The sequence below is a fragment of the Desulfoglaeba alkanexedens ALDC genome, from assembly GCF_005377625.1.
In the GTDB taxonomy this organism is placed as follows: Bacteria; Desulfobacterota; Syntrophobacteria; order Syntrophobacterales; family DSM-9756; genus Desulfoglaeba; species Desulfoglaeba alkanexedens.
Genome location: NZ_CP040098.1, coordinates 1,557,604 through 1,580,970 on the forward strand (window position 1 = coordinate 1,557,604; position 23,367 = coordinate 1,580,970).

Sequence of the window (23,367 nt, forward strand, 5' to 3'; positions counted from 1 at the left end):
CAACACGAGCCTTGCCTTACGGAGGAAAGCCATCGCTCGGAATCACCGCCATCGAAACGGCGACAAGCGGCAGCGCATTCTGGATGCCGCCGTGGACGTTTTCGCCCGCAAAGGCTTTTTCCTGTCCAAGGTATCAGAAATCGCCGAGAAGGCGGGCGTCGCGGACGGCACCATCTATCTTTATTTCAAGAACAAAGACGATCTGCTGATTTCCATCTTTGAAGAAAAGATGCGCGAAATCAACGCCTCCTTCCGGGACGGCTTGGCCCAGGAACCGGACGCCCTCTCCCGATTCCGGCGGTTCATCCGCATGCACCTGGAAGGCTTCCAGTCCTACCCCGAACTGGCGTCCGTGTTCCTGGTGGAACTCCGCCAGAGCAGCCGGTTCATGCGCGACTACAAAAAAGTGGAACTCGAGAACTACCTCGACCTCATCGGCGAGCTGGTGGAACAGGGGCAGTGCGAAGGCGTCTTTCGCAGCGACATTTCGGTCGGTCTCGTCAAGCGGCTGATTTTCGGAACACTGGACGAAGTGGTTTCCACCTGGGTCCTCGCCGGCAAGCCCTATGAACTGGTAGCCCTCACGGAACCCGTCCTGGATCTCTTGCTTCACGGGATTCAGAAGGAAAACGATGCGATCCACAAGAAACCCCCGGAGGCGGATGTAACATGAACCGGCTCGTCGATGAACGGCATCTCGAGTTCGTGCTTTACGAACAGCTTCGGGTGGAGGAACTATGCAAGCACCCGCGGTTCAGATTTTTCACAGGAAATATATGATATGGCTCTGGAACAGGCCGAAAACCGGCGCGAAAGGAATTCTACGAAGATGGACTAGGCGGCCTGACGTGCCCCGGGGGTCAGGGATTGGAGGCACGCCGCAACCGGTTGAAGGCCACGGCGAAGCCGGACCACGGATTTACTTGATGAATCCGGACCGTTCCAGAAAGAGGAGCACTTCCTGGGCGGCTTCGTCCGGGGTGAGGCTTGTGGTGTCGATCATGACCTCAGGGGCCTCCGGCGGTTCGTAAGGGTCGTCGATACCCGTGAAGCCCTTGATCAGCCCCGCACGGGCCTTGGCGTAAAGCCCCTTTCGGTCCCGCTGTTCACAAACGTCCAGCGGTGTGGATACGAAGACCTCCACGAAGCCGCCGTAGTTTTCGATGAGCTGCCGGATCTGGCGGCGAGTGGCGGCGTAGGGCGCAATGGGTGCGCAGATGGCGATCCCTCGGTTTTTCGTGATTTCGCTTGCGACAAATCCGATGCGGCGAACATTGATGTCCCGGTGTTCCTTGGAAAAGCCCAGTTCGCTGGAGAGGTTCCGGCGGACGATATCGCCGTCCAGCAAAGTGACGGGGCGGCCGCCCATTTCGAGAAAACGTGCGTAGAGTACCCGGGCGATGGTGGATTTTCCGGCCCCGGAAAGCCCAGTGCAAAATATGGTGAACCCCTGGCGATGGCGAGGCGGGTATCCGCGCCGGAGTTCTTCGATCACTTCGGGAAAGGAGAACCATTCGGGGACCCGTTTTCCTTCTCGAAGGCGCCGGTGGAATTCGTCGAGCCCCAGGGTTCGGACCGTCGTCTCCGGCGGCACTTCGCTTGCGGGCATATAGGAATCTTCTTCCACGGCGTAGACCATTTCTTCGATGGGAACGATCTCTATTCCCAGCTCTTCTTCGTAATCCTTCGCCAGTTCCATGGACGCTTCGGGTTCGTAAAAGGCGCATCCGTCCGTGCGGCAGCCGGCTCCGGCGTGGTCCCGGCCGATGATGAAATGGGTGCAGCCGTAGTTTTTTCGGATGAGGGCGTGAAGCAGGGCTTCGCGGGGTCCCGCCATGCGCATGGCGAGCGGCAGGAGGCTCAGGAGCATCATGTTGGGGGGGTAGTAGCGGCCGGCGGCGAGGTAGCAGCGGATCCGGGTGTAGTAATCGATGTCTCCCGGGCGGGCGCGCCGGGCTACGGGATGAAGCAGCAGGTTGGCCTTGGCCCTGTCCATGGCTCGAAGCGTGAGTTCGAACTGGGCTCGGTGCAGGGGATTTCGGGTCTGGAAGCCGACCACGCGGCGCCAGCCCAGCTTCTGATAAATGGCTCGGATTTCCCGCGGCGTATGGCGCAGGCGCTTGAAGGCGAAATGAAGCGGCAACTGAACGCCTTCGACGGTTCCGCCCACATAATGGGTTCCCGACCGGTTGAAGAGAATGTCCACCCCCGGATGGCTCACGTCCCGGGTCCCGTAAACCGTCTCGGCTTCGCGGGTTTTGTCGGCGGCCCACGTGTCCTCGACGTGCAGGACCGCCACCATGAATCCTTCGGAATCACGAAGTGCGACGGATTGGCCGGGTTCCAGGCGGCGGGCTTCGGCCTCGGACACGTCCAGGCAGATGGGGATGGGCCAGAGGAGCCCGTTCTGGAGGCGCATCCGGTCCAACACCGATTCGTAATCGGCGCTGGTCATGAAGCCCCGAAGCGGCGAAAAGGCGCCGTTCATAAGAAGCTCCAGGTCCGCCAGTTGACGACTCGAAAGCGTGAGGCTCTGCAGGTTGCCGGCCAAACGCTTGAGGATCTCGGCCCGCTCCGCTCCAGCGACCAAGTCGACCAGTTCGCCGCCGTGAGGCACTCCGTAACCGTCCATCCGTTTGTCCTTGCTTCCGGAAATCATCGCGTGAAGTAAGCCGCCGGTCACCTTCATGGCCCCGTGCGGTTGGACCCGGCGGGCAATGTAGCACGCTTACGCTGAGGGCGGCAACGGTCGCCTCTATCGAGTGGAAAAAATGAACATCGAACATCGAACATCGAACATCGAACATCGAACATCGAACATCGAACATCGAACATCGAACGTCGAACATCGAACGTCGAACGTCGAATGGTGAATGGGAAAAGATGAAGAAAATAGCCATATGACCTGGAAGAAAGGCTGCTTGAGTATTTCCCCTTGTTCCCAAGCTCCAGCTTTGGTTCCCATGAGGCCGCGACCCATGCGAACCCGCTACAAAATCCATAACAAAGAACCCAAACACCCCCTACTTCGTCACATCAACTATCGTACGTAGCGTAGATCCCGGTCTTCACCCAGAAAGACCACTTCGAGATCCTGCCAAGCTCGTTAGAAAGACAGCGCGTTTCAGCTGTAGCAGGAGGGAAGCTGGAGCTTCCCGGGCAGGTCGTTCCCAAGCCGGAGCTTGGGAACGAGGGGAAGATCGGGAACTTCACGTTATCCAAACCACGGTGAAGCCCAGGCAGCCGAGTGATTCAGCATGTACCATGTTTTTTTCATTCGATGTTGAACGTTCGATGTTCGATGTTCGATGTTCATCTTTAAAAACAACCCAATGGCATAAATGCAACCTGTGATTGTTTACAAAATAACTTAGCGCTTATGCTTCCCCCCGGCGGCGTCTCCGAGCAGCCGTCTCCGGGACCGTCGGGCCTTTTCTTTCAGGGCTTCCAGATCTTCCAGGGAAAAATCAGGACGGCGGACCGCAAAAAAGCTGTTGTTGTGGGTGAGGGGTTCCGTTTCGACAGGGTAGGGGCTTTCGGCCACGGCTTGGCGCCACATGGGTGTCCCGGGGATGGGGGAATACTCGGCCAGGTAGGGGCAGGCGCCTTCGGCTTCCACTGTTTCGATGGCTTCTGCCACCTCGGAAGGCTTCTGCCCGGGAAGTCCGCACAAGAGATAGGCGCCGATTTCCCTCGCGGTGAACCCCGAAGCACGGAGGTTTTTAACCGCTTCGCGAAACATGGTCTCTTCCACCTTGCCGCCCCACTCGCGTTGCCTCTCCGGCCGCGTGGTTTCCAGTCCCAGCCGCAGCGTCCGAAAGCCGGCTGCGGCGAGCAAGTCGCACCATTGGGCGGAAAGTTGCCGCACATGCAGCGCGTTGGGAGTGTGGAACCGAAGGCCGGGCAGTTCCCGGGCGACCCGTTTCAGCGCAGGTTTCAACGAGTCTTCGGCGTCGATGAGAAGCGCGTCGTCGTAAAAGGCGAAGTCCGCCACGCCGTAGAGCTGGTGCCAGCCGGCGATTTCACCGAAGACGGCGTCGGCGGATCGTCTTTCTCGGCGGGGTTGAAGGAGGCCGGAAGCACAATACGGGCACCGGTACGGGCAGCCGGTTCCGGTGAGAATCGGCGCGTACCTGAGTCTCCCGAGCAGGTCCAGGGCGGGTACCGGTGCCTTTGCCAGGATTTCCCATGCCGGTCGGTTTCGAACCGAAAACCCCGTGGCCGCTTTCAGGACCTCGGGCAGTTCCACCTGAGTTCCCGTATAGACCGCCGTCGCGCCGGTCCATCGCCTGGCGTGCTCGGGGCACAGTCGCGCGTACGTGCCTCCCAGCCACACGGGGACTTCCGGCCATACCCGGCGCAGAAGACCGACGGCCAGTTGCACGCCGGGGTACCAGTAGGTCATGGAGCAGGTCATCCAGACCATGTCCGGTTCCGGCGTTTCGGCCAATCGCCTTAAGCAGCTCTCGGGGTGAATCCCGTAACGATAATAGTTCCTTGGAATGTCCTGGATCGCATCGGGCTTCGCCATGGGAGCCCGGGGGTATTTTCCGGTCCCGTACGCGCGATCCTTTCCGGGCATGATTTCGGGATGGCGGTTGGTGAACGGATCGTCCCGGTCGAGGCAGTCGATAAAGCCCACACCGCAGCCCCCCTGGCGCAGCAGCGCCGCGAGAACCAGAAGCCCCAAGGGCTTGGCCCAAAGGTCGAAGGCGGCGAAGTCGGTGATCCAGGGGTTGACCAGGAGAACAAAGGGCGGCTTCGGCATGGTCTCGTCGGTTCCCTCGTACATCGAGCGGGAAGGCTTTTTCCCAAAAGGGGTTGCCAACCGTTGCGATCCCCTTATATCTTGCGGGGTCGGGAGCGTCAAACGCGCCGCCCGAAGCCCAGGGGCGGACGGCAATGCGACCAAGCGGGCAAGGAGGTCGGGTTCTATTGAGGGCCGTGGTTCAACGGGTTTCCGAGGCGGAGGTGAGTGTCGGCGGGGCCGGTGTGGGACGCATCGGCCGCGGTGTCCTGGTACTGGTGGGCGTGGGGCGCGAGGACGGTCCGGAAGACGTCCGGTATCTCGCCGACAAGATCGTCCACTTGCGGATCTTTCCCGACGACGACGGAAAGATGAACCGGTCGGTCGTGGATATCGGGGGCGACGTACTGATTGTTTCTCAGTTCACCCTTTGGGGAGATTGCCGAAAGGGGCGCCGCCCCTCCTTCGTGGACGCCGCTCCGCCCGAGAAGGCCCACGCTCTGTACCTGTGCCTGGTTGAAGCCGTTCGAAGTCATCCCGTTCGGGTGGCCACAGGCCGCTTTCAGGAAACCATGGCCGTGAAGCTGGTAAACGACGGCCCCGTTACGCTCCTTCTGGACAGTCGAAAAAACTTTTGATGGACCGGCTGGAGAGGCGACCCATGACAGAGCATCGAAAATCGGGCGAATCGGAAGCGGGTTCCGAAATCATCCCAAGCCACATCCGGGTGGATGCGGAAGGTGTCTGGACTTACGAGGGCCGGGAAATATTCCGGAAAGACATCCTGGATCTTTTCTATGAACGCCTCCGCTTGAACGCCGACGGCGTCTACGGCCTGAAATGGGAAGGCCGTTTCCATGCCCTGGAAGTCCAGGACACGCCTTTTGTGATCACGCGTGTGGACCGGCGCATCGACCCGGAAACACAACGGGAAGTCATCGAACTTACCCTGCGGCACTTGGACCGAAAGGAAATTCTGGATCCCCGAACCCTGTGGGTGGGTCGGGAAAACGTGCTGTACTGCCGGATCCGTGACGGAGCCTTCCCGGCCCGGTTTTCCCGTCCCGCCTACTACCAGATCGCCCAATGGATTCAAGAAGATCCCGAAAACGGAAGGTTTTTCATCGAGTGCGACGGCAAGCGCTTTCCGATCCGCGCATGCGATCCGGCGCTTTCGTGACACTTTCATCAACGCCGGGAGAGAGCCTCGCAGCGTGAGACCCTCTCCCGGCGTCCGTTCAACGAGCCGGCGGTGCCGCTTGCGGCCTGACCCCGGGCCGCTCACGCCGCCTTGGAGAACTTCTCTTCCTTGGCGCCGCAGACGGGGCGGCGCTCAGGCGGTTCGTCGGCCACCGTGTACCCGCAGATGGGACAAAGATACCAATCCTTGATGGGGAAGTTTTCCGGATCTTTGAGGGCTTCCTTGTAAAGCTCGGCGTGGACCTTTTCCACTTCGTTGGCGTAGCTGAAGCTGATTTCCGCCTGCTTGTGGCCTTCCGCCAGCCTGAATCCCGTCTTTGCCTATTCGGAAGGGTTGGCGGTGGCCGACGCGCGGATCTTTCGGCGATGAAGGCTCAGGTGGCTGCATGCTTTTTCAGCGCCTGCAGAGCCTCCGGGGGAAGCGACTGGAGCGGGGCACCGGAAAGCAGCCGCGCATAGAAAAAAGTCGCAGCGGCGTGTTCCATCTTTTCGACCAGGTAATAAGCCTTCTTCAAATTTTCCGCGGCGGTGAGCACCCCGTGGCGTTCCAGCAGGATCGCATCGTGGCGTTCCACGAAGGGTGAGATGGACCGGGGGACTTCGTCGGTCCCGGGCGTTGCGTAGCCGGCCGTCGGAACCGGTCCCAGGATAGCCCATACCTCTGGAAGCGCGGCCGCAGGGAAGGCCTTCCCGGCCAGTGAGAGCGCCGTGAGAAGCGGCGGATGGGCATGCACCACGGCTTGGACGTCGGGACGCTTTTCATAGACCAGGAGGTGCATGCGGATTTCGGTTGAAGGTTTGCCCCGGCCCCTCAGCACGTTTCCATCGAGGTCCGTCACCAGCAGGTCCAGGGGAACCAGTTCGCTTTTGGCTCGCCCGCTCGGTGTTATCAGGATGCACTCTTCGCACAGGCGGCAGCTGACATTCCCGTCGCTCGCCGCCACCAGCCCTTTACGTTCGAGCCGGCGGCACACCCAGACGATCGCTTCCCGAAGCCTGGTTTCCGTGAGCATGGTGGACCTTTCCTTGCGGCTGCCCTGCAGGCGTCCGCGCTGAATGTTCAGGGGATGCGTTCCGGGGAAACGACGACGTATTATGCCGCAGCATCCGCAAGGATGAAATCGAAAAAAACCCGCCGCGGCATTCTGTTTGCGGCTCAGCCGGTTGATCCCCAAAACGACGGCAAGCAACGAAAAGGCGAAAAAGGAAAATGACGAGCGATCCTGAGGGCCTGCGCCTGAATCCCTGGGGACCCGGAATGGACGCGAGGCAGATGGGTGCGGGTGCAGGTTTGGCTTGACTTTTGGCGAGGGCCGGTGATGTTGTGCGGGAATCCCTCGACATGAAGGAGGAACCCGCTATGGCCCAACGTCCCCGGTATCGCGCCCTGTTTTCTTCGGATTGGAGTGAGTGTCTGGCCCCCAGCGGGCCCTTTGACTGCATCTTTTTCAATTACCCCGAACTCAAAGAACCGCTCACGGCGATCTTCCGCCGATACACGTCCAACGTGATCACACTGGGGGAAGCCATCGGCCGCATCCAGGGCTTGATGCCGGGCCCCGTCACCGAAGCCATGATGGACGCCTACCTGGAGGCGTCTTTCGAAACTTACCCAGGGGCCGCGCCATTCATTCGGTGGTGCCACGAAAACCATATCCTCTTCATGCTGAACACCACGGGCATGAAGGGGACTTACCAGCGGATTCTGGCCAAGAGCCTGTTGCCACATGTATCCGCCCTTTCCGCCCATCCGTTCATCAGCTACCCGGAAGGGCCAACCGACCCCGAGGTGTCCCTTCCCCTTCACGAAATCCAGGACAAGGCCGCCAATTCCGCCGCCGTGGCCGAAAAATACGGCGTCGCCGCCGGGCGCATCATCGTTATGGGCGACAGCGGCGGCGACGGGCCCCATTTCGCGTGGGGGGCTCAGATGAACGCGCTGCTCATCGCCAGCCGCCCAAAACCCTCCCTGGAAAAATATTGCGCGGAGCGGGGCATCCGAATCCACCACCGCATCGGGACCGCGGATGATCCGAAGAAGGGGAACTTTATGGAAATGACGGGGTGGGTGGAAAGATATCTGAAGGCGAATGAACGCCAATGAACGCAAGCGGTCAGGCGGTTCATTCCAGATGCCTCACAAAGTCCGCCCACAGTTCGGCGTAACGTCCTTCCTGCACCAATTCGTCATGGCGGCCCTGCTGGACGATCCGACCTCGCTCCAGCACCAAGATGGCATCGGCGTTGGCGATGAGCGGCAGGTAGTGGGTGACGACAAAGAGGGTGCCGCGGCGCATCAGCCGGTCAAACGCTTCCATGACCTTGGATTCGGAGGAGGGATCTAGTCCCGCGGTGGGTTCGTCCAGGAGGATAATGGGGGCGTTTCGAAGGAGCGCCCGAGCGATGTGGATGCGTTTGGCCTGTCCGATGGAGAGTTCCGTGCCTGAGGGGCCCAGGAGGGTGTCATAGCCTTGCGGGAGCCGAGTGATGAAGGAGTGGGCGTTGGCTTCCTTTGCCGCCCGAAGGATCTCGTCTCGGCCGGCGGGGGACTCGGGCCGACCCAACGCAATATTTTCCAACACCGTGGCGGGGAAGATGATGTGTTCCTGAGGGACGATGGCCACTTGGCTCCGAAGCGATTCCAGCGTGAACGTCCGGATATCGCGATCGTCGATGTAAATGCAGCCCTCGCTGGGATCGAGGAATCGGGGGATAAGATTGAGAAGTGTGGATTTCCCCGACCCGGAGTCGCCGACGATGCCGATCTTCTGCCCCTTGCGGACAGTGAAGGTGATGTCTTCCAAAACGGGTCGGTTCGGTTCGTAAGCGTAGGCGACGCCCTCGAATCGGATGACGTAGCGGAACGGCGGCATGGGAACGGCGTCTTTGCTATCCCCGCACACTCCCAACTGGCACGGGGTGAGTGCCAGTATTTCTTCGATGCGTTCCTTGCAGGCGAGCCCCTTTGAAATCTTGTTGAAATACTTGGACAATTCCCTCACCGGCTTGTAGATGCTCCGCAGGTAGCTCATGAAAACCAGTAACTCTCCCGCGCTGATCCGACCCGCTTCGATGCGGTAGACGCCCACCAGCAGAACCGCCGCAATGCCGCCCGCCAAGGTGATGTGGACGGTGGCCGTGTAGCCGCCCTGCCACGAGCCGGCTTCGACGGCGGCTTCCAAGCTTTGAAGGCAACGTTCTTCGAGGCGCCGGGTCGCCTGTTCGCACAAGCCCAGGATTTTCAGGCACTTCTGGGTGCGAGTGGCCACTTCCGTGACCGCCGCCACCTCCGCTTCATAACTTCGCTGTCGCCGGGTTGCTTGTTTGACTCTTTTCCCAAAATAGACGGTTCCGAATGCGAGAATAGGCGCCGCAGCGACGACCAATAGAGCAAGCGGCGGATCGATCCAGGCCATGAGGACGAAGATTCCAAGGAAGGTTGGAATGCTCCGGAACATAAGGATCAAAGCGCCTTCGATAAGCGGCTGCAGGTCGGCGGTATCGGCGGTGAGCCTCGAGATGATTTCTCCAGGGCCCATGCGCTGGAAGAAGGCGATCGGCAATTGAACGACGTGACCGAAAAAAGTCACCCGGAGTCTCTGAACGACCGTTTGATTGAGGCGGGTGAGGAGCTGGTTTTGAATGTAAAGGGCGGCTCCCGTAGCCGCTGCGAAAGCGATGAGCGCAAAGACCATGATGAAGAGAAGCTCATGGCGCGGCTCAGCGGAAAGCCGTTCTTCCCAGGGCGATAGCCACCACGATAAGGGTGCACGGCCGATGACGCAGTCGAAGACAACCTGTAGAGGCCAGGGCTCCACCACTGCGATTGCGGCCTGAAGCGCAAGTGAAACGACCAGCCCGCCAACGAGCATCTTTTCTTTGAGAAACCACTGGAGCACTGTAGCGGAGCCGGCCCCCTCCCCAAGGCGCATGCCGCTTTAAACCGAGGCATCCTTTTAAAGAAAAGGAAACTTAACCTAAAATTAACCTATCTTACCCGTATAATTGAGAACAACGCCATCTTTGCAACATTTCCTCAACGCCATGCCCGCCGGCAGCGCACATACATTTAGATCATGGGACGACTATCTTGACAAGCACCGCCTCGAACCCACCCATCACTTCGCCGAACGCACGATCCGCATTCATGTATGGACCGCGCAGGAGAAGTTCAATGCCGTTGTTGAGAGTACCGGCATGAACGAGGCCGAGCCGGCCGAAGCGGCGGCACTGACGGTGCTTCGAAAAAAAAGCCGAGGCGATCTGGGGGGGGGGAGCCCGAGGGTGAATGATCAGCGCCCCGGATCGCCGTCGAGTTGTGCAGCTGATCGACGAGGCCCGTTTTCCACCAACGTGATGACACCATCCGGGGACATGTGTTCTGCTCCTTCCTGGCGCTGATACTTCGAAAGGAGCTCTACCGGCGTCTGGACCGGGCGGGGCACGCCTTTGAGCGGTCTGATATTAAGCAAGATCTGAGTGCCCTCCAGGAAATAGTCATCGAGGAGAACGGCAAGCGCTTCGCTCTGCGGTCCCAATGTCTGGGCACGTGCAGCAGCGTCTTTAGGCCCGTGGGAGTTGCCATTCCTCCCACCATCCGGGTACTTCCCTAGACGGAACGGAGCGTAGTGCCAAAAACTTCCAACTGGGCCGTATGTGAGTGACATTACTGATATAGTTTTTTGCCACTGTCAAAGATGAGCCCAAACGACCCGCTGAACACTCGAAGACTCTCCTTTCACGCCCGCTTTTCATCCAAGGACCATCAGCTCCGGGAATTGCTGGCTGCCGGTGTTCGTTTGCGCCATGCCGCTAGCGGGCATCAGTGCACCGTGTTGCTTAAACGGGGTGCCGGCAGTGACCGACGCCGAGGTGCTTTTCGGGATCTGCGCCGCCCAGCTTAGACGTGGGGGTGCGCGGGCCGGAAGCATCACCGGGCGAGGCGCATTATAAAACTTTGCGAGATCCGGAAGGCTCTGGTAAGGTACGATGGTGATTGTACTTCCTTTTGGCTGCCTGGATGATCCGGCGTATTGTCACGGAGATCTAAAAGAAGAATGCCGGCGGGCTCGGGGGCGCTCCGGCGGCACCTATCAGCGAAGATCGATATTCAGCCAGGAGTGTTCTATGCATCGCATGTGGAATATGGCCACGCTTCTTGCGGTCCTCGCGTTTTTCTGTGGTTTCCAAGATACCGCCCGCGCGGTGAGTGAAGACGAGCGGAACAACATCGAACTCTACCAGCGACTGTCTCCCGGGGTTGTCAACATTACGAGTACGGTTCTGGAAAGGGATTTCTTTTTCAACATTATCCCCCGACAGGGGACGGGCTCCGGATCCATCATAAGTGACAAGGGGTACATCCTCACCAATCACCACGTGATCGAGGACGCCCGGAAGCTGGAGGTGACCCTTGCCAATGGAGAAAAGTACACGGCGGAATTCATCGGTTCAGATCCGGACACGGATCTGGCCGTGATCAAGATAGACGCGCCCCGGGACGAGCTGGTGGTGATCCCCATGGGGGCATCCCGCGACCTGAAGGTGGGCCAGAAAGTGCTCGCCATCGGAAACCCCTTCGGGCTGGGTCAGACGCTCACCACCGGCGTGATCAGTTCCGTGGGGCGGACGCTTCGTTCGCCCGGGGGCGCGCTGGTGGAGGACGTGATCCAGACGGACGCCTCCATCAATCCCGGAAACTCGGGAGGCCCTCTCATCGATTCTTCCGGCCGGATGATCGGCATCAATACGGCTATTTTCAGTCCCACGGGAGCGAACGTGGGCATCGGGTTCGCCATCCCCGTGGACACCGCCAAACGGGTGGTCAACGATCTCATCGAAAAGGGCTATTATGCCTATCCTTGGATCGGCGCCACCCTGATGACGCTGCTTCCGGACTTCGCCGAAGCGCTCAAGCTTCCCGTGAAGCGTGGGGCCATGGTGGTGGAAGTGGTGCCGGGCGGGCCGGCGGACCAGGCTGGCATCCGCGGAGGCACCGCCAGGGCCCAGATCGGCAATCACATCCTGATCGTCGGAGGTGATATCATCGTGGCTCTTGAAGGAAACCCGGTCCAGGATGCAGATTCGCTCATTCGGGAATTGAGAAGTCGAAGGCCGGGCGAGCGAGTGGCGTTGGAAGTGGTTCACTGGGACGGAGGCCGCGAGCGCGTCACGGTGATCCTGGGAGAACGCCCCGGCGGCTATCGGTATCGGTGAATCGGAGGAAACGCCACGGGATACACACTGAAACACAAGGAGGGTTCCGCATGGCTTACGAAACGCTGCTGATTGACAAGAAGGATCGCGTCGGCATCGTATCGCTCAACCGGCCCAACCGGTTCAACACTTTCAGTACGACTCTGGCCTTGGAACTGAACGACGCTTTCATCGAACTGGATGAAGTCGAAGACGTTTCGGCGGTGGTGGTCAAGGGGGAAGGGAAGGCCTTTTCCACGGGAATCGATATCACCGAATTTCCAGGGAAAACCCCCAGCGAGTACCATGAATGGATCTGTGTGATGGACCGGATGCACCTTACCATCGCCGCTATGAAGAAGCCGGTGGTGGCCATGGTTCACGGCTACGCGGTGGCGAACGGAGCGGGCCTCATGGCCGCCGCCGATTTCGCCGTCGTAGCCGAAGGTACCAAGATCGGCACTACGGCTATCAACGTGGGCTTGCTGTGCACCGGCCCCATCATTCCGGTGAGCACCGGCCTCACCAAGAAGAAGGTTCTCGAATTGCTTCTGTGCGGCGAACTGATCGATGCCGAGGAAGCGTTGCGCCTGGGGCTGGTGAACCGGGTGGTGCCGGCGGACAAGCTGGAAGAGGAGACCTGGGCCTTCGTGAAGAACCTGCTTTCCAAGAGCCCCGTCGCGCTGCAGATGGGGAAATCCTTCTATTACAAAATGCGCGACATGTCGTTTTCGGATGGCCTGGCCTACGGCGCGGAACTGTTTGCGCGGCTGTGTACCACGGAAGACGCCCGCGAAGGCGTCGACGCCTTCATGAACAAACGCAAGCCGGAGTGGAAAGGCCGGTAAGGAGCTGTCTGTGAATCCGTTTCATCCTTCTGGGGATGGAGTGTCCGTTTTTTCGCGTAGGGGCGGTTCGCAAACGGCACTTAAGGAACGACTCATGCCCTGTAAGAGCCGGCTTCCACCTTGTTCCCAAGCTCCAGCTTGGGAACACAGCTGTGGAGAAGCTCCAGCTTCGATTCCCATGAGGCCGTTCCCAAGCCAGAGCTTGGGAACGAGGGGACCGATAACGGAAAACCGGCCCCGATCGCTCTTGGATGCCTGCCCTCGGGCCGATTGGGCGGAGCATGGGCGTTTGTTCATCGCGGCGGGAGCGCCGCTCCCACAACACGGCATTGCCGGTTTTACAGATCGCGGCCAAGGCCGCTCCTACAGCAACAAGGAACCTCAGGGCCCCACTTTCAACAGCTTGTTTTTGGGCAAGCTCTAAGCGCGATGGGAGGAAACCGTGGATCGAGCTCAAGTGGTCCTCACCGGAAGACGGCCGAGGCCGCTCACCATCGTGATCATGGATGGGATCGGCTATTCGGAGTACACGGAAGGAAACGCGGTGGCCGAAGGCTACACGCCGCACCTGGACTGGTTGCTTGAGAACTGCCCGTATACGTTGCTTCGGGCCCATGGCACGGCGGTGGGGCTTCCTTCCGATGCGGACATGGGCAATTCGGAAGTGGGCCACAACGCCATCGGTGCGGGTCGGATCTACCCGCAGGGGGCAAGGCTGGTGAACGAAGCCATCGCTTCGGGCCGCCTTTTCCAAGGCGACACCTGGCGAAAGCTGATCGATTACTGCCGCCGCAACAACGGGACGCTCCACTTTATCGGCCTCTTATCAGACGGGAACGTCCACAGTCACATCGATCATCTCAAGGCCATGCTCCGCTGTGCTACGGAAGTGGAAAGACTTCCCCGCTGCCGCGTGCATATCCTCCTGGACGGAAGGGATGTGGGGGAAACATCCGCCCTCGATTATGTGATCCCTTTCGAAGAGTTTCTTCGGGAACTCAACGAGCGGACCGGTTCGGACGTGCGGATCGCCAGCGGCGGCGGGCGGATGAAGATCACCATGGACCGGTACGAGGCGGACTGGGGTATGGTGGCCCTGGGCTGGAAGACTCACGTGGCCGGAGAAGGGCGCGCCTTTCCTTCCGCCCGGGAAGCCATCGAAACCTATCGCCGCGAGAACCCCGGGGTGATCGATCAGGATCTGCCCCCTTTCGTGATCGCCGATGCTTCCGGGCCCGTAGGTCCTATAAGGGACGGCGATTCGGTGATCTTTTTCAATTACCGGGGAGATCGGGCCATCGAAATCAGCCGGGCCTTCGAAGAAGATGATTTCGACAAATTCCCTCGCGAGCCCCGACCGAAGGTGGCCTACGCCGGTATGATGGAATATGATGGGGATCTGCACATTCCAAAGAATTACCTCGTGTCACCCCCACACATCCAGCAGTCCATGGCTGAACTGCTCTGCGAGCGGGGTATTCGCCAGCTCGCCATCAGTGAAACCCAGAAATTCGGTCACGTGACCTATTTCTGGAACGGCAACCGATCGGGGAAGTTCAACCCGGATCTTGAGGAATACATCGAAATTCCATCGGATGCGGTGCCCTTCGAACAGCGGCCCTGGATGAAAGCCGCGGAAATCACCGACCGGGTCATAGAGGAGATCCTTTCAGGCCGTTTCGACTTCATACGCCTCAACTACCCCAACGGCGATATGGTAGGTCACACCGGGGTCTACCAGGCGGCGCATATCGCTGTGGAAGTGGTGGACCTGTGCGTCGGCCGCGTCATGAAGGCCGTCGAAAAAGCGGGCGGTATCCTCATCGTGACGGCCGATCATGGAAACGCCGAAGAAATGTTCGAACGGGACGAGAAGACAGGAAAGGTGAAGCTCCATGCCGACGGGCGGCCCAAGGCCAAGACGGCCCACACGCTGAACCCCGTGTGGTTCATCGTCTACGACCCGGAGGGAAAGGGAACGTTGAGAATCAACGACAGAGTCCCCCATCCCGGGCTCACCAACATCGCCGCTACCTGTTTCCAACTCCTCGGCCTGGAGCCGCCCGAGTTCTACGATCCGCCTCTGCTGCTGGTCAGCTGAAGCGGGAACGGCCCGGCAAGCGTTGGGCATTGCATCCGGCGGCGGACCGGCAGGGGCTGCCGGCGCATCAGGCGTTCCGTCTACGAAGCGTGATATGAACCACTTCGCCGAAGGTCCGAAATCGGACCGGTGTTCCCGACACCCCCGCACCGGCGGTAGTGAAACCGACCATGCCGCCGTGATACCAGACCCCTTCGCTGGTGAAACGCGGGGCGCGGCTGTGAGTGAAAAGGGGACCGATTTTCGGGAGCTGGATCTGCCCGGCGTGGGTATGGCCGCACAGATAGAGGCGGCAGCCGCGACGGGCCGCTTTTTTGTAAATTTCCGGGGTGTGGGCCAAGAGAATCATGAACTCGCCGGGCGGAACGAGCGATGTGGCCAGTTCCAGATCGTCGCATTGGAAATAATGTGGATCGTCGACGCCGGCGATCCAGAGCTTCGCCCCCGAGCGTTCCACGGCGTGGGCATCGTTGATGAGGAACCGCACGCCCTGTTTTTCCAGGGGGTCGAGGATTTCCGTGCAGTCGTGATTGCCGAGAACGCTCAGGATGCCGTCGCGGGCGGCGATCCGGGGGATCAGCCGGGCCATCTGGTCGAGCGCCACGTTGAAGGGGCCGACGTTTTCCATGCGATAGTCGCCTCCAAGCAGGCAAAGGTCCGTCGGGTTTGCCGAAACAATATCAGCGAGTCGTTCGGTCAGTCCTTCCAGGCCGTCCAGGTGAAGATCCGAAAGAAAGAGGAGGGTATAGCCGTCGAACTCACCGGGCAGATCTGGAAAATGGAAGATCAGGCGCCGGAGGCGGACGTCACGGGCGTTGCGTTTTCCTCGTTCGTAAGCCCCCACGAGCTGCAGGGCCGACTTGAGTGCGAAATGATAGAGAATGGCGTCTTCGAAGTTGATCAGTCGGTGCCAGGGGTTGGAACGGATCTGGCAAGCGCGCAGCTCCCTCAGGCGGACCCGGGAACGCACGCGCCGCGGATAGGCTTCGTGAGGTTTCGAAAGCAGGATGTGCTTGAAAAGAAAGGAGCCCGCCCAGGCCGTGACGCTGAACGCCGCGACCAGCACGGCGACGCCGAAGTACCCGATCGGGTACTGCGCCGAGAAAATGAAAAACGGAAAGAGACCCTCGAACACCTGATCCAGGCCCGCCACCGTGGTGCCGCTCGGCCGGCCCAGGCGCCTCTTGATGAAGCTCGAAAGCAGGTCGCCGGCCATGCTGAGGACCGCCGCCGAAAATCCGATCCACAGGGTGAATCCGAGGAGCGGGCCGAGCGCCGTGCCCAGCACGACGGCCCCCGCCGTTCCGCGCAGGGTCTTGTGCGGCCCGAACAACGGCCGTCCGTCCAGAAAGTTCCTTCCCCCATCCAGAGGCGCATTCCAGCGGTCTTCCAGGAAATGGGATAGCAGTGGAGGCGCGAAATTTACGGCGAGCAGGAAAAAGAGAATCTTCAGTTCAAGCCACAACGGTGGTTGTTCTCCCTGTGAGAGTCGTCACAAGGCGCTGGGAGGTTTCAGGGAATCTTCGGGGCCTTGCCGGAGGTTCCCGGTTTTCGTCGTTTTGGAGCACGTAAACGGCGGGTGCCGTGTTGTCAAGAGGACTTTTGGCGGAAAGCGGCGGCAAGGAGGAACCAGGGTGACGACTGAAAAGCGGAGGCGGTTTCACGCATCAGGGGGAAAGGAGGTCCCATGAGGAAGTTGCTGGTGATGAAAGTCGGAAGCACCTTCGAGTGGCTGCGCTCGGCGAAGGGTGATTTCGAGGATTGGATCTTGCGCGGCTTGAAGGTGAACGGCAGCCGGGTCCATGTCCTGGATGTTCGCAAACATGAAGGGTTTCCGCCCTGGGAGGCCGTTTGCGGCGTCGTGGTCACCGGGTCTCACGCCATGGTGACCGATCATCACGACTGGAGCGAGCGAACGGCCGCATGGTTGAAGGGCGCCGTGGATCGGAACCTGCCGGTCCTCGGGATCTGTTACGGCCACCAGCTCTTGGCCTACGCCTTGGGGGGAACGGTCGGGGACAATCCCAGGGGCATGGAATTCGGGACCGTGCTTGTAAGCCTGGAACCGGAAGCCGCCGCCGATCCCCTTTTTGCCGGTCTTCCCCGGCGGTTTGACGCTCATGTCTCCCACACTCAGTCGGTGCTCCGACTTCCGCCGGGAGCGAGACGGCTCGCCTGTAGCGCCGGCGAACCCAACCAGGCTTTTGTGGTGGGAGACCGGGCCTGGGGTGTTCAGTTTCATCCGGAGTTTGATGCGACGGTCGTTATCGAGTATATCAAGACGTCTCGGGAACCCCTGGAAGTGCAGGGGGTGAACGTGGACGCCTTGGCGGCGGCCGTCCGCGAAACGCCCCACGCTGGTGAGGTGCTGGAGCGTTTTTCGCGGCTCGTCCCGGGCTGCCGCGACGATTCGGCTTGATTTCCAATCATCCCCGGGGGGTTTTCCGAGAAAAGGCGTTGGCAGGTTCTTTCTTGAAAAGTCTGTCCCGTTTTCCGCCAGGAGTTCCGTTTATGACCCAGCAAAACTTCGTCACGCCTCCCAACTTCATCAAGGCTATCATCGAAGAAGACCTCAAGTCCGGAAAATACGGCGGCCGGGTTCATACTCGGTTTCCTCCGGAACCCAACGGCTATCTTCACATCGGCCATGCCAAGTCCATCTGCCTGAATTTTGGTTTGGCGGCGGAATACGGGGGGCTGTGCAATCTCCGTTTCGACGACACCAATCCCAGTAAGGAAGAAGTGGAGTACGTGGAATCGATCCAGGAGGACGTGCGTTGGCTGGGTTTCGACTGGGGCGACCGATTGTACTATGCGTCGGATTATTTCGAACGGCTGTATGAGCACGCGGTTCGGCTGATCGAGAAAGGCAAGGCTTACGTGGACAGTCTGAGTTCCGAAGAAATCCGCCGATACCGGGGAACGCTCACGGAGCCCGGCCGGGAAAGCCCCTATCGGAACCGGTCCGTGGAAGAAAACTTGGACCTCTTCGAACGCATGCGCGCGGGCGAGTTTCCGGACGGTGCTCACGTGTTGCGCGCCAAGATCGACATGGCTTCCCCGAATCTCAACCTTCGGGACCCCGTGATGTACCGGATCAAACACGAAGACCACCACCGGACCGGCAGCCGGTGGTGCGTTTACCCCATGTACGACTACGCCCACTGTGTCTCGGATTCCATCGAGGGCATCACCCATTCCATCTGCACGCTGGAATTCGAAGATCATCGGCCGCTTTACGACTGGTTTCTCGATGAGCTGGAGATCCATCACCCGCAGCAGATTGAGTTCGCGCGGCTGAACCTCACCCGCACGGTGATGAGTAAACGCAAACTGCTGCGGCTCGTTCAGGAGGGCTTCGTCAACGGTTGGGACGACCCCAGGATGCCGACGCTACGAGGACTCCGGCGCCGGGGGTACACGCCCGAAGCCATCCGCAACTTCTGTGAAAAGATCGGCGTGGCCAAGCGGGACAGCATCGTGGACGTGGCACTCCTCGAGCATTGCCTGCGCGAAGACCTGAATAAGCGGGCTCCGCGGGCCATGGCGGTCCTTCGGCCTCTCAAGGTGACCCTCGTCGATTATCCGGAAGGCCGGGTGGAAGCACTGGATGCGGTCAACAACCCAGAAGACGCGTCCATGGGCACGAGAAAGGTTCCCTTTTCCCGGGAGCTCTTCATCGAACGGGACGATTTTCGTGAAGATCCTCCCGGAAAGTTCTACCGGTTGGCTCCCGGCCGCGAGGTGCGTCTCCGCTATGGCTATTACATCACCTGTGTGGACGTGGTGAAGGACGGAACAACGGGGGAGGTGAAGGAAATCCTTTGCACTCATGACCCGGAAACCCGGGGGGGGTGGTCGTCCGACGGGAGAAAGGTCAAAGGAACCATCCACTGGGTTTCGGCGCCTCACGCGGTGGAAGCCGTTGTGCGGCTGTACGATCACCTCTTTTTGAAGGAAAATCCGGCGGACGTGGCCGAAGGGGAAGATTTTGTGAACTATATCAACCCCAGGTCCATGGAAGTGCTGAAAGGATGCCGGGTGGAACCCTCCCTGGCCGACCCCGGACCGGGAGTCACCTACCAGTTCGAACGCCTGGGGTACTTCTGCGCGGATTTGATGGATTCTCGACCGGGTGCCCCGGTGTTCAATCGAGCGGTATCGCTTCGGGACACCTGGGCGAAAATTGAAAAGTCCGGTAACGTCTGAACAGATGATCCGTGCCGGCCTCCGGGATCGGTGACCGTGGATTGCGTGGATTCAGACTCACAAGGAAAGACCATGAGAAACGGGTTGAAGCCTGTCCTTTTCGTCTGCCTGGGTCTCGTCATCGGCTTTCCGCTCTTCAGCCTTTCCTACTACACCATGGTCCGCACATCGACGCCGCGGTTCTGTGCGAGCTGCCATGAAATTCGATTCGCTTACAATACCTGGAAGACGTCCACTCACGTGAACAACGCCCAAGGGTTCGTGGCCGACTGCATGGACTGCCACCTGCCGGCACCCCAGGATACCATGGAATTTTTCTACGCCAAGACCGCTCACGGCATCAAAGACATCGTCGTCCACTTCATGGAAGGAGCGGAAGCCTACGATCACGAAAAAGAGCGGGAAGCCGCCTATGCGGGCATAAAAAACGCCCAATGCCGGAAATGTCATCGAAACCTCCTATACATTCCAGACAAGCGGGGGGCCATGCTGGCTCACCGTGCCGTCCTATACCCCATGCCGGGTTACGAGAAACGGTGTGTGGACTGCCACCGGGATCTGGTCCATAACCCGCGCGGCCACTATGCCTACAAGCAGTATGAGCGTCCTTATCGCGGTTTGGGGCTGTAGGAGGTTTGCTGCAGGCATGTTTTGAAGAACGAAGAGGAGGGGCGGTCCGATGAAAAGGTACCGTGGCTTGTGGATCTTTTTGGGAATTTTGGGGGTGCTTGTGCCGGCGGGGCGGGGCGCGGCCGCGGAAGATGCGGCGGTCAATCAGCCCAAGGCGAAGGAGTTTCGGATCGAGCGGAGCATGCCCAAGGAGGCGGTCGCTTGCCTGGACTGCCATCGCCGGGAGAGCCCGGGCATTTTCACGGACTGGGCTTATAGTCGGCATGCGAGCGCCAACATCACGTGCCTGGATTGCCATCAGGCCGAGGAAGTGGACCCGGATGTGAGCCAGGGCCATTACAAGCAGTACGAACGTTCGGAGGTTCCTTACAGCACCAAGGAATACCGGGTGCCGGTAGCCGGCGTGGTGACCCCGAAGGATTGCTCCCGGTGCCACCCGGACGAGGCGAAGCAGTACGAAAGGAGCAAGCACGCAAACACCGTCGAGATCATCTGGAAAATCGACCCTTGGCTGAACGACGGCATGAACAGTGTGGGAGAACGTATTTCAGGCTGCTATCATTGCCACGGCACGGTGCTTAAGATGAAGGACGGTGCGCTGGATCCCGAAACCTGGCCCAACGTCGGGGTCGGGCGAATCAACCTGGACGGAAGTAAGGGCAGCTGCACCAGCTGTCACACACGCCACCGGTTTTCCGTCATGGAAGCCCGCAAACCGGAAGCCTGCGGCCAATGCCACCTGGGGCCGGACCACCCCCAGATCGAAATCTACATGGAGTCGAAGCACGGTGACATTTATACCGCCTTCGGCGACCAGTACAACTGGAACGCCGCTCCAGGGACCTGGACTCCTGGCGTGGATTTCCGGGGGCCCACCTGCGCCTCGTGCCACATGTCCGGAGCCGGTACCGTACTCACCAGCCACGACGTGACCGAGCGGCTGTCGTGGGAAACACAGGCGCCCCTCACCGTCCGGCCTTCCGATTTCGCGGCCTTTCCGGCCAAGACCAACTGGGAGGTTGAGCGGGAAAAGATGACGGCGATCTGCATGCAGTGCCATGGAAAAACCTGGGTCGACGACCACTACTCCAAGTTGGATCTTGTGGTCCAGGAATACAACGATATGTATTTCACCCCCGCCAAGAAGGTGCTGGACCAACTCTACGAAAAGGGGCTGCTGGACAAGACACGCTTTTTCGACGAACGCCTGGAGGTGGAATATTACGAACTCTGGCACCACGAAGGCCGGCGCGCCCGAATGGGCACCGCCATGATGGCCCCGGACTACGCCTGGTGGCACGGCTTCTATGAGTGCAAGAAGCGTTATAATAATTATATGGAAGAAGCCCGGCGTCTCCTGGAAACCGGCCGGAAGGCCTTCCGGGCTGAAGATTTCCCCAACGCCACGGGGCCCACTACCAAGCCGGCGGAGGTATTCGGAAAATAGGTCACAGTCCGCGCGGATCGATCGCCGGCCGGTCCGGGAAGCACACGCCGGTGACCAGGAGGGAATCAAAATCCCCGACTGGAATCAGGCCCGGATCGGCGACCTGGTGGAAACTTACCGGTAGGATTCCAGCTAACGGCTGACCCAGAGCGCTCCCTCATCCAGTTCCTTCAGCAGCCTGGAACTGCACGACCCTGAAAGCCAGCCCTTCCCCCCGGTTCCGCCCCGGCCGACCGCCACCACGGCGCAGTTTTCTGTCTTGGCCTCCGCCAGGATGGCTTCCGAGACATTCCTGGCGACGGCCAGGCGCTTTTCAATGCGCTCCGGCGGTAATCGGTGTTCGAGGAGCATTTTCTCCGCCGTTTCCAGGATCTCACTTTCCCCGGCCGCACGGTGGGGGGCGACGTGCAGCAGGATGATGCGATGGTCGGGATCCTCATTCAGCATATATCCCACATGGTCGGCCATCCGAAGGCTGGGCTCCGATCCGTCCGTGCACAGGAGCACATGGCGGCGGTCGGGATTGATCTGGCGGCAGATCCAGACGGGGAAGTCGATGGGATGGTCAAGGATCTGGCGGCTCATGCTGCTGGAAAGAAGGTTTTCGAAGAGGGCATAACCTCGGCGCCCCAGGATCACGGCGTCGTAAAACCCTTTCCGGGCTTCCCGGATGATGTCTTTCACTGTGCCCATGCTTCTTACCGTCAGTTTCGTCCTCACCTGCTCCTCGGAGAATCCCCGCGCGCAAAGAATATCCCGGGCTCCGGAGAGCGCCTGTTCCGCCAGGTTCAGGGTACTCGTGGAGACCTTGGGGCTCCAGGGGGCGGTTCCCGGAAGTCTCCCCGCACCCGGACTCGAAGAAGGGGGAGCCACATAAAAGAGGGTCAGGTGGAGGGATGATTTCATTCTGAAGAAGGTGCTCACGAACCGCGCTCCATAAAGGCAGCTTGTGTCATCGCTCACTGTCAGTAAAAGGTGCTTTTCCACGCTGTTTCCCTCCTTCTTCGGTCGCTGCGCCCGGATCTTGCCCGCCCTTGATGGCGGCTGGATCCTGCCCTTTCAGGCCTTCCGCTTCTTCAGAAGCGCTGCGATGCACCGGCGTTGCTCGCTATCGAAGAGGCGGGGCGGCTCCCGTTCGGGGGCGCTCCTGGATGCCCAGCGATCCAGAAGGGCGGCCAGGAAGGTCGCGATCCGGTCTTCGCTCCCTGGCGGCGGAGAAACCTCCGCCAACGCCGGGCTGTGGTGAGCCGGGGCTTCCTGTGGAGCGGTTTCAAGCGGCGGCGCCTCTTCCACCGATTCCGCCCCCCTTTCCGCGGGAGCCAGTTTCTGAAAAAGATCCCGCATTTCCGCCGCGACTTCGCGCCATCCCCAGGCTTCGTAGATCTCTGCCAACGCCTCGAAGATCTCGGCGTTTCGCCCTAATTCCTCACGGGCCTTTTCCAGTTCTTCCAGAGCTTCGTCGATTTTTCCGAGGCGCCAGAGTGAGAGGCCGAGGAGGACCCGGGCGCGAAGATGAAGCGGGTGCAGAACCAGTCCTCTGCGGCAGACCTCGACGGCTTCTTCCCATTGATGCAGCATGTAAAGGCGTTCGGCGAGTTCCACGAACAGGGGCGAAATCGGATCCCGATCCAGCACCTGGCGGTACCAGTTCAGGTCGGAGTTACAAGTGGGCTGATCGCCTGGCATGGCTTCGATTCCCCCTTTCGAAGCAGGCCCAGCAAAGGATCGCCTATCCTCGCCGCCATCACCATCCCATCCAGCGGCAAAGCACCCGCTCCTTCAAGAACTCGATCCGAGCCCGGTTGCGGGCATCCACATCGAGAACCAACGCCTTGAGTTCCTTGGCGGTATCGGGAAGTGCGGTCGCCTTCAAAACCATGGATGCACACTACCACGAAAGGCGCTCTTTGTATATGGATTCGAGCGATGACAGCTCACGGTAAACCGGTTCCCACAGTCGACGGCCCGCAAAAAGATGGGGTTCGCTGAT

20 protein-coding genes and 1 pseudogene are annotated in these 23,367 nt (G+C 60.0%); 12 read left to right on the forward strand and 9 right to left on the reverse strand.

All coding sequences use genetic code 11. The annotated features are described in order from the left end of the window. The first annotated feature begins 79 nt into the window (after positions 1 to 79). Positions 80 to 673 (forward strand): TetR/AcrR family transcriptional regulator, encoded by a 594-nt coding sequence (locus FDQ92_RS07110; protein WP_281276864.1) that lies wholly within the window; start codon positions 80 to 82, stop codon positions 671 to 673. A 246-nt stretch (positions 674 to 919) separates the two neighbouring features. Here FDQ92_RS07110 and FDQ92_RS07120 read toward each other — a convergent pair whose 3' ends face one another. Beyond that, positions 920 to 2,632, reverse strand: a complete 1,713-nt coding sequence (locus FDQ92_RS07120; RefSeq protein ID WP_137423934.1) for a bifunctional sulfate adenylyltransferase/adenylylsulfate kinase — start codon at positions 2,630 to 2,632, stop codon at positions 920 to 922. Positions 2,633 to 3,370: 738 nt separating this feature from the next. Continuing rightward, positions 3,371 to 4,768 carry a B12-binding domain-containing radical SAM protein gene (locus FDQ92_RS07125; protein ID WP_170180235.1) on the reverse strand — a complete coding sequence of 466 codons (1,398 nt, stop codon included), beginning with the start codon at positions 4,766 to 4,768 and terminating at the stop codon, positions 3,371 to 3,373. Positions 4,769 to 4,935: 167 nt separating this feature from the next. Between FDQ92_RS07125 and dtd the strand changes: the two genes are divergently transcribed. Together dtd and FDQ92_RS07135 are read left to right on the forward strand one after the other, a co-directional pair. Next, positions 4,936 to 5,385, forward strand: a complete 450-nt coding sequence (gene dtd / locus FDQ92_RS07130; RefSeq protein WP_137423936.1) for a D-aminoacyl-tRNA deacylase — start codon at positions 4,936 to 4,938, stop codon at positions 5,383 to 5,385. 23 nt (positions 5,386 to 5,408) lie between these two features. Further along, positions 5,409 to 5,927 (forward strand): DUF1285 domain-containing protein, encoded by a 519-nt coding sequence (locus tag FDQ92_RS07135; protein ID WP_170180236.1) that lies wholly within the window; start codon positions 5,409 to 5,411, stop codon positions 5,925 to 5,927. A 101-nt stretch (positions 5,928 to 6,028) separates the two neighbouring features. On the opposite strand, the gene FDQ92_RS07140 is transcribed toward FDQ92_RS07135, so the two are convergent. Together FDQ92_RS07140 and FDQ92_RS07145 are read right to left on the reverse strand one after the other, a co-directional pair. After that, a complete protein-coding gene (locus tag FDQ92_RS07140) occupies positions 6,029 to 6,199 on the reverse strand; it encodes a rubrerythrin family protein (RefSeq protein WP_211341399.1) in 171 nt (56 codons plus the stop codon). A gap of 122 nt (positions 6,200 to 6,321) precedes the next feature. Beyond that, positions 6,322 to 6,960: a class II aldolase/adducin family protein gene (locus FDQ92_RS07145; protein ID WP_137423938.1), complete on the reverse strand. Its 639-nt coding sequence runs from the start codon at positions 6,958 to 6,960 to the stop codon at positions 6,322 to 6,324. Positions 6,961 to 7,307: 347 nt separating this feature from the next. On the opposite strand from FDQ92_RS07145, the gene FDQ92_RS07150 reads away from it, so the two are divergent. Next, positions 7,308 to 8,051: an HAD family hydrolase gene (locus tag FDQ92_RS07150; protein ID WP_137423939.1), complete on the forward strand. Its 744-nt coding sequence runs from the start codon at positions 7,308 to 7,310 to the stop codon at positions 8,049 to 8,051. Positions 8,052 to 8,070: 19 nt separating this feature from the next. Here FDQ92_RS07150 and FDQ92_RS07155 read toward each other — a convergent pair whose 3' ends face one another. Next, complete coding sequence (locus FDQ92_RS07155) at positions 8,071 to 9,879, reverse strand: ABC transporter ATP-binding protein (RefSeq protein ID WP_137423940.1); 1,809 nt, start codon at positions 9,877 to 9,879, stop codon at positions 8,071 to 8,073. A 399-nt stretch (positions 9,880 to 10,278) separates the two neighbouring features. Between FDQ92_RS07155 and FDQ92_RS07160 the strand changes: the two are divergent. The 4 genes and pseudogenes from FDQ92_RS07160 to gpmI all read left to right on the forward strand — a co-directional run. Next, positions 10,279 to 10,560, forward strand: a pseudogene (locus FDQ92_RS07160) (IS1634 family transposase); the annotation flags it as partial. A 514-nt stretch (positions 10,561 to 11,074) separates the two neighbouring features. After that, positions 11,075 to 12,163 carry a S1C family serine protease gene (locus FDQ92_RS07165; protein ID WP_137423942.1) on the forward strand — a complete coding sequence of 363 codons (1,089 nt, stop codon included), beginning with the start codon at positions 11,075 to 11,077 and terminating at the stop codon, positions 12,161 to 12,163. Between the two features lie 50 nt (positions 12,164 to 12,213). Next, a complete protein-coding gene (locus tag FDQ92_RS07170; RefSeq protein WP_137423943.1) occupies positions 12,214 to 12,990 on the forward strand; it encodes an enoyl-CoA hydratase/isomerase family protein in 777 nt (258 codons plus the stop codon). A 442-nt stretch (positions 12,991 to 13,432) separates the two neighbouring features. After that, complete coding sequence (gene gpmI, locus FDQ92_RS07175) at positions 13,433 to 15,091, forward strand: 2,3-bisphosphoglycerate-independent phosphoglycerate mutase (RefSeq protein ID WP_246041870.1); 1,659 nt, start codon at positions 13,433 to 13,435, stop codon at positions 15,089 to 15,091. 67 nt (positions 15,092 to 15,158) lie between these two features. Here gpmI and FDQ92_RS07180 read toward each other — a convergent pair whose 3' ends face one another. After that, positions 15,159 to 16,556: a CDP-archaeol synthase gene (locus FDQ92_RS07180; RefSeq protein WP_137423944.1), complete on the reverse strand. Its 1,398-nt coding sequence runs from the start codon at positions 16,554 to 16,556 to the stop codon at positions 15,159 to 15,161. A 222-nt stretch (positions 16,557 to 16,778) separates the two neighbouring features. Here FDQ92_RS07180 and FDQ92_RS07185 point away from each other — a divergent pair, with 222 nt between their 5' ends. The 4 genes from FDQ92_RS07185 to FDQ92_RS07200 all read left to right on the forward strand — a co-directional run bounded on the left by FDQ92_RS07185 (position 16,779) and on the right by FDQ92_RS07200 (position 21,377). Then, on the forward strand, positions 16,779 to 17,510 hold the full coding sequence (locus FDQ92_RS07185) for a glutamine amidotransferase (RefSeq protein WP_137423945.1): 732 nt from the start codon (positions 16,779 to 16,781) through the stop codon (positions 17,508 to 17,510). A 92-nt stretch (positions 17,511 to 17,602) separates the two neighbouring features. Then, the gene (locus FDQ92_RS07190; protein WP_137423946.1) at positions 17,603 to 19,300 is read left to right on the forward strand and encodes a glutamine--tRNA ligase/YqeY domain fusion protein; all 1,698 of its coding nucleotides are present in this window, start codon (positions 17,603 to 17,605) and stop codon (positions 19,298 to 19,300) included. 72 nt (positions 19,301 to 19,372) lie between these two features. Further along, positions 19,373 to 19,930 carry a cytochrome c3 family protein gene (locus FDQ92_RS07195; protein WP_137423947.1) on the forward strand — a complete coding sequence of 186 codons (558 nt, stop codon included), beginning with the start codon at positions 19,373 to 19,375 and terminating at the stop codon, positions 19,928 to 19,930. 49 nt (positions 19,931 to 19,979) lie between these two features. Beyond that, complete coding sequence (locus tag FDQ92_RS07200) at positions 19,980 to 21,377, forward strand: multiheme c-type cytochrome (protein WP_137423948.1); 1,398 nt, start codon at positions 19,980 to 19,982, stop codon at positions 21,375 to 21,377. Positions 21,378 to 21,509: 132 nt separating this feature from the next. On the opposite strand, the gene FDQ92_RS07205 is transcribed toward FDQ92_RS07200, so the two are convergent. From FDQ92_RS07205 to FDQ92_RS15920, 3 genes are all read right to left on the reverse strand, one after another. Next, positions 21,510 to 22,364: a universal stress protein gene (locus tag FDQ92_RS07205; RefSeq protein ID WP_137423949.1), complete on the reverse strand. Its 855-nt coding sequence runs from the start codon at positions 22,362 to 22,364 to the stop codon at positions 21,510 to 21,512. 72 nt (positions 22,365 to 22,436) lie between these two features. Further along, on the reverse strand, positions 22,437 to 23,063 hold the full coding sequence (locus tag FDQ92_RS07210; protein WP_137423950.1) for a tetratricopeptide repeat protein: 627 nt from the start codon (positions 23,061 to 23,063) through the stop codon (positions 22,437 to 22,439). A 58-nt stretch (positions 23,064 to 23,121) separates the two neighbouring features. Next, the gene (locus tag FDQ92_RS15920; protein ID WP_281276855.1) at positions 23,122 to 23,256 is read right to left on the reverse strand and encodes a hypothetical protein; all 135 of its coding nucleotides are present in this window, start codon (positions 23,254 to 23,256) and stop codon (positions 23,122 to 23,124) included. Between the last annotated feature and the right edge of the window lie 111 nt (positions 23,257 to 23,367).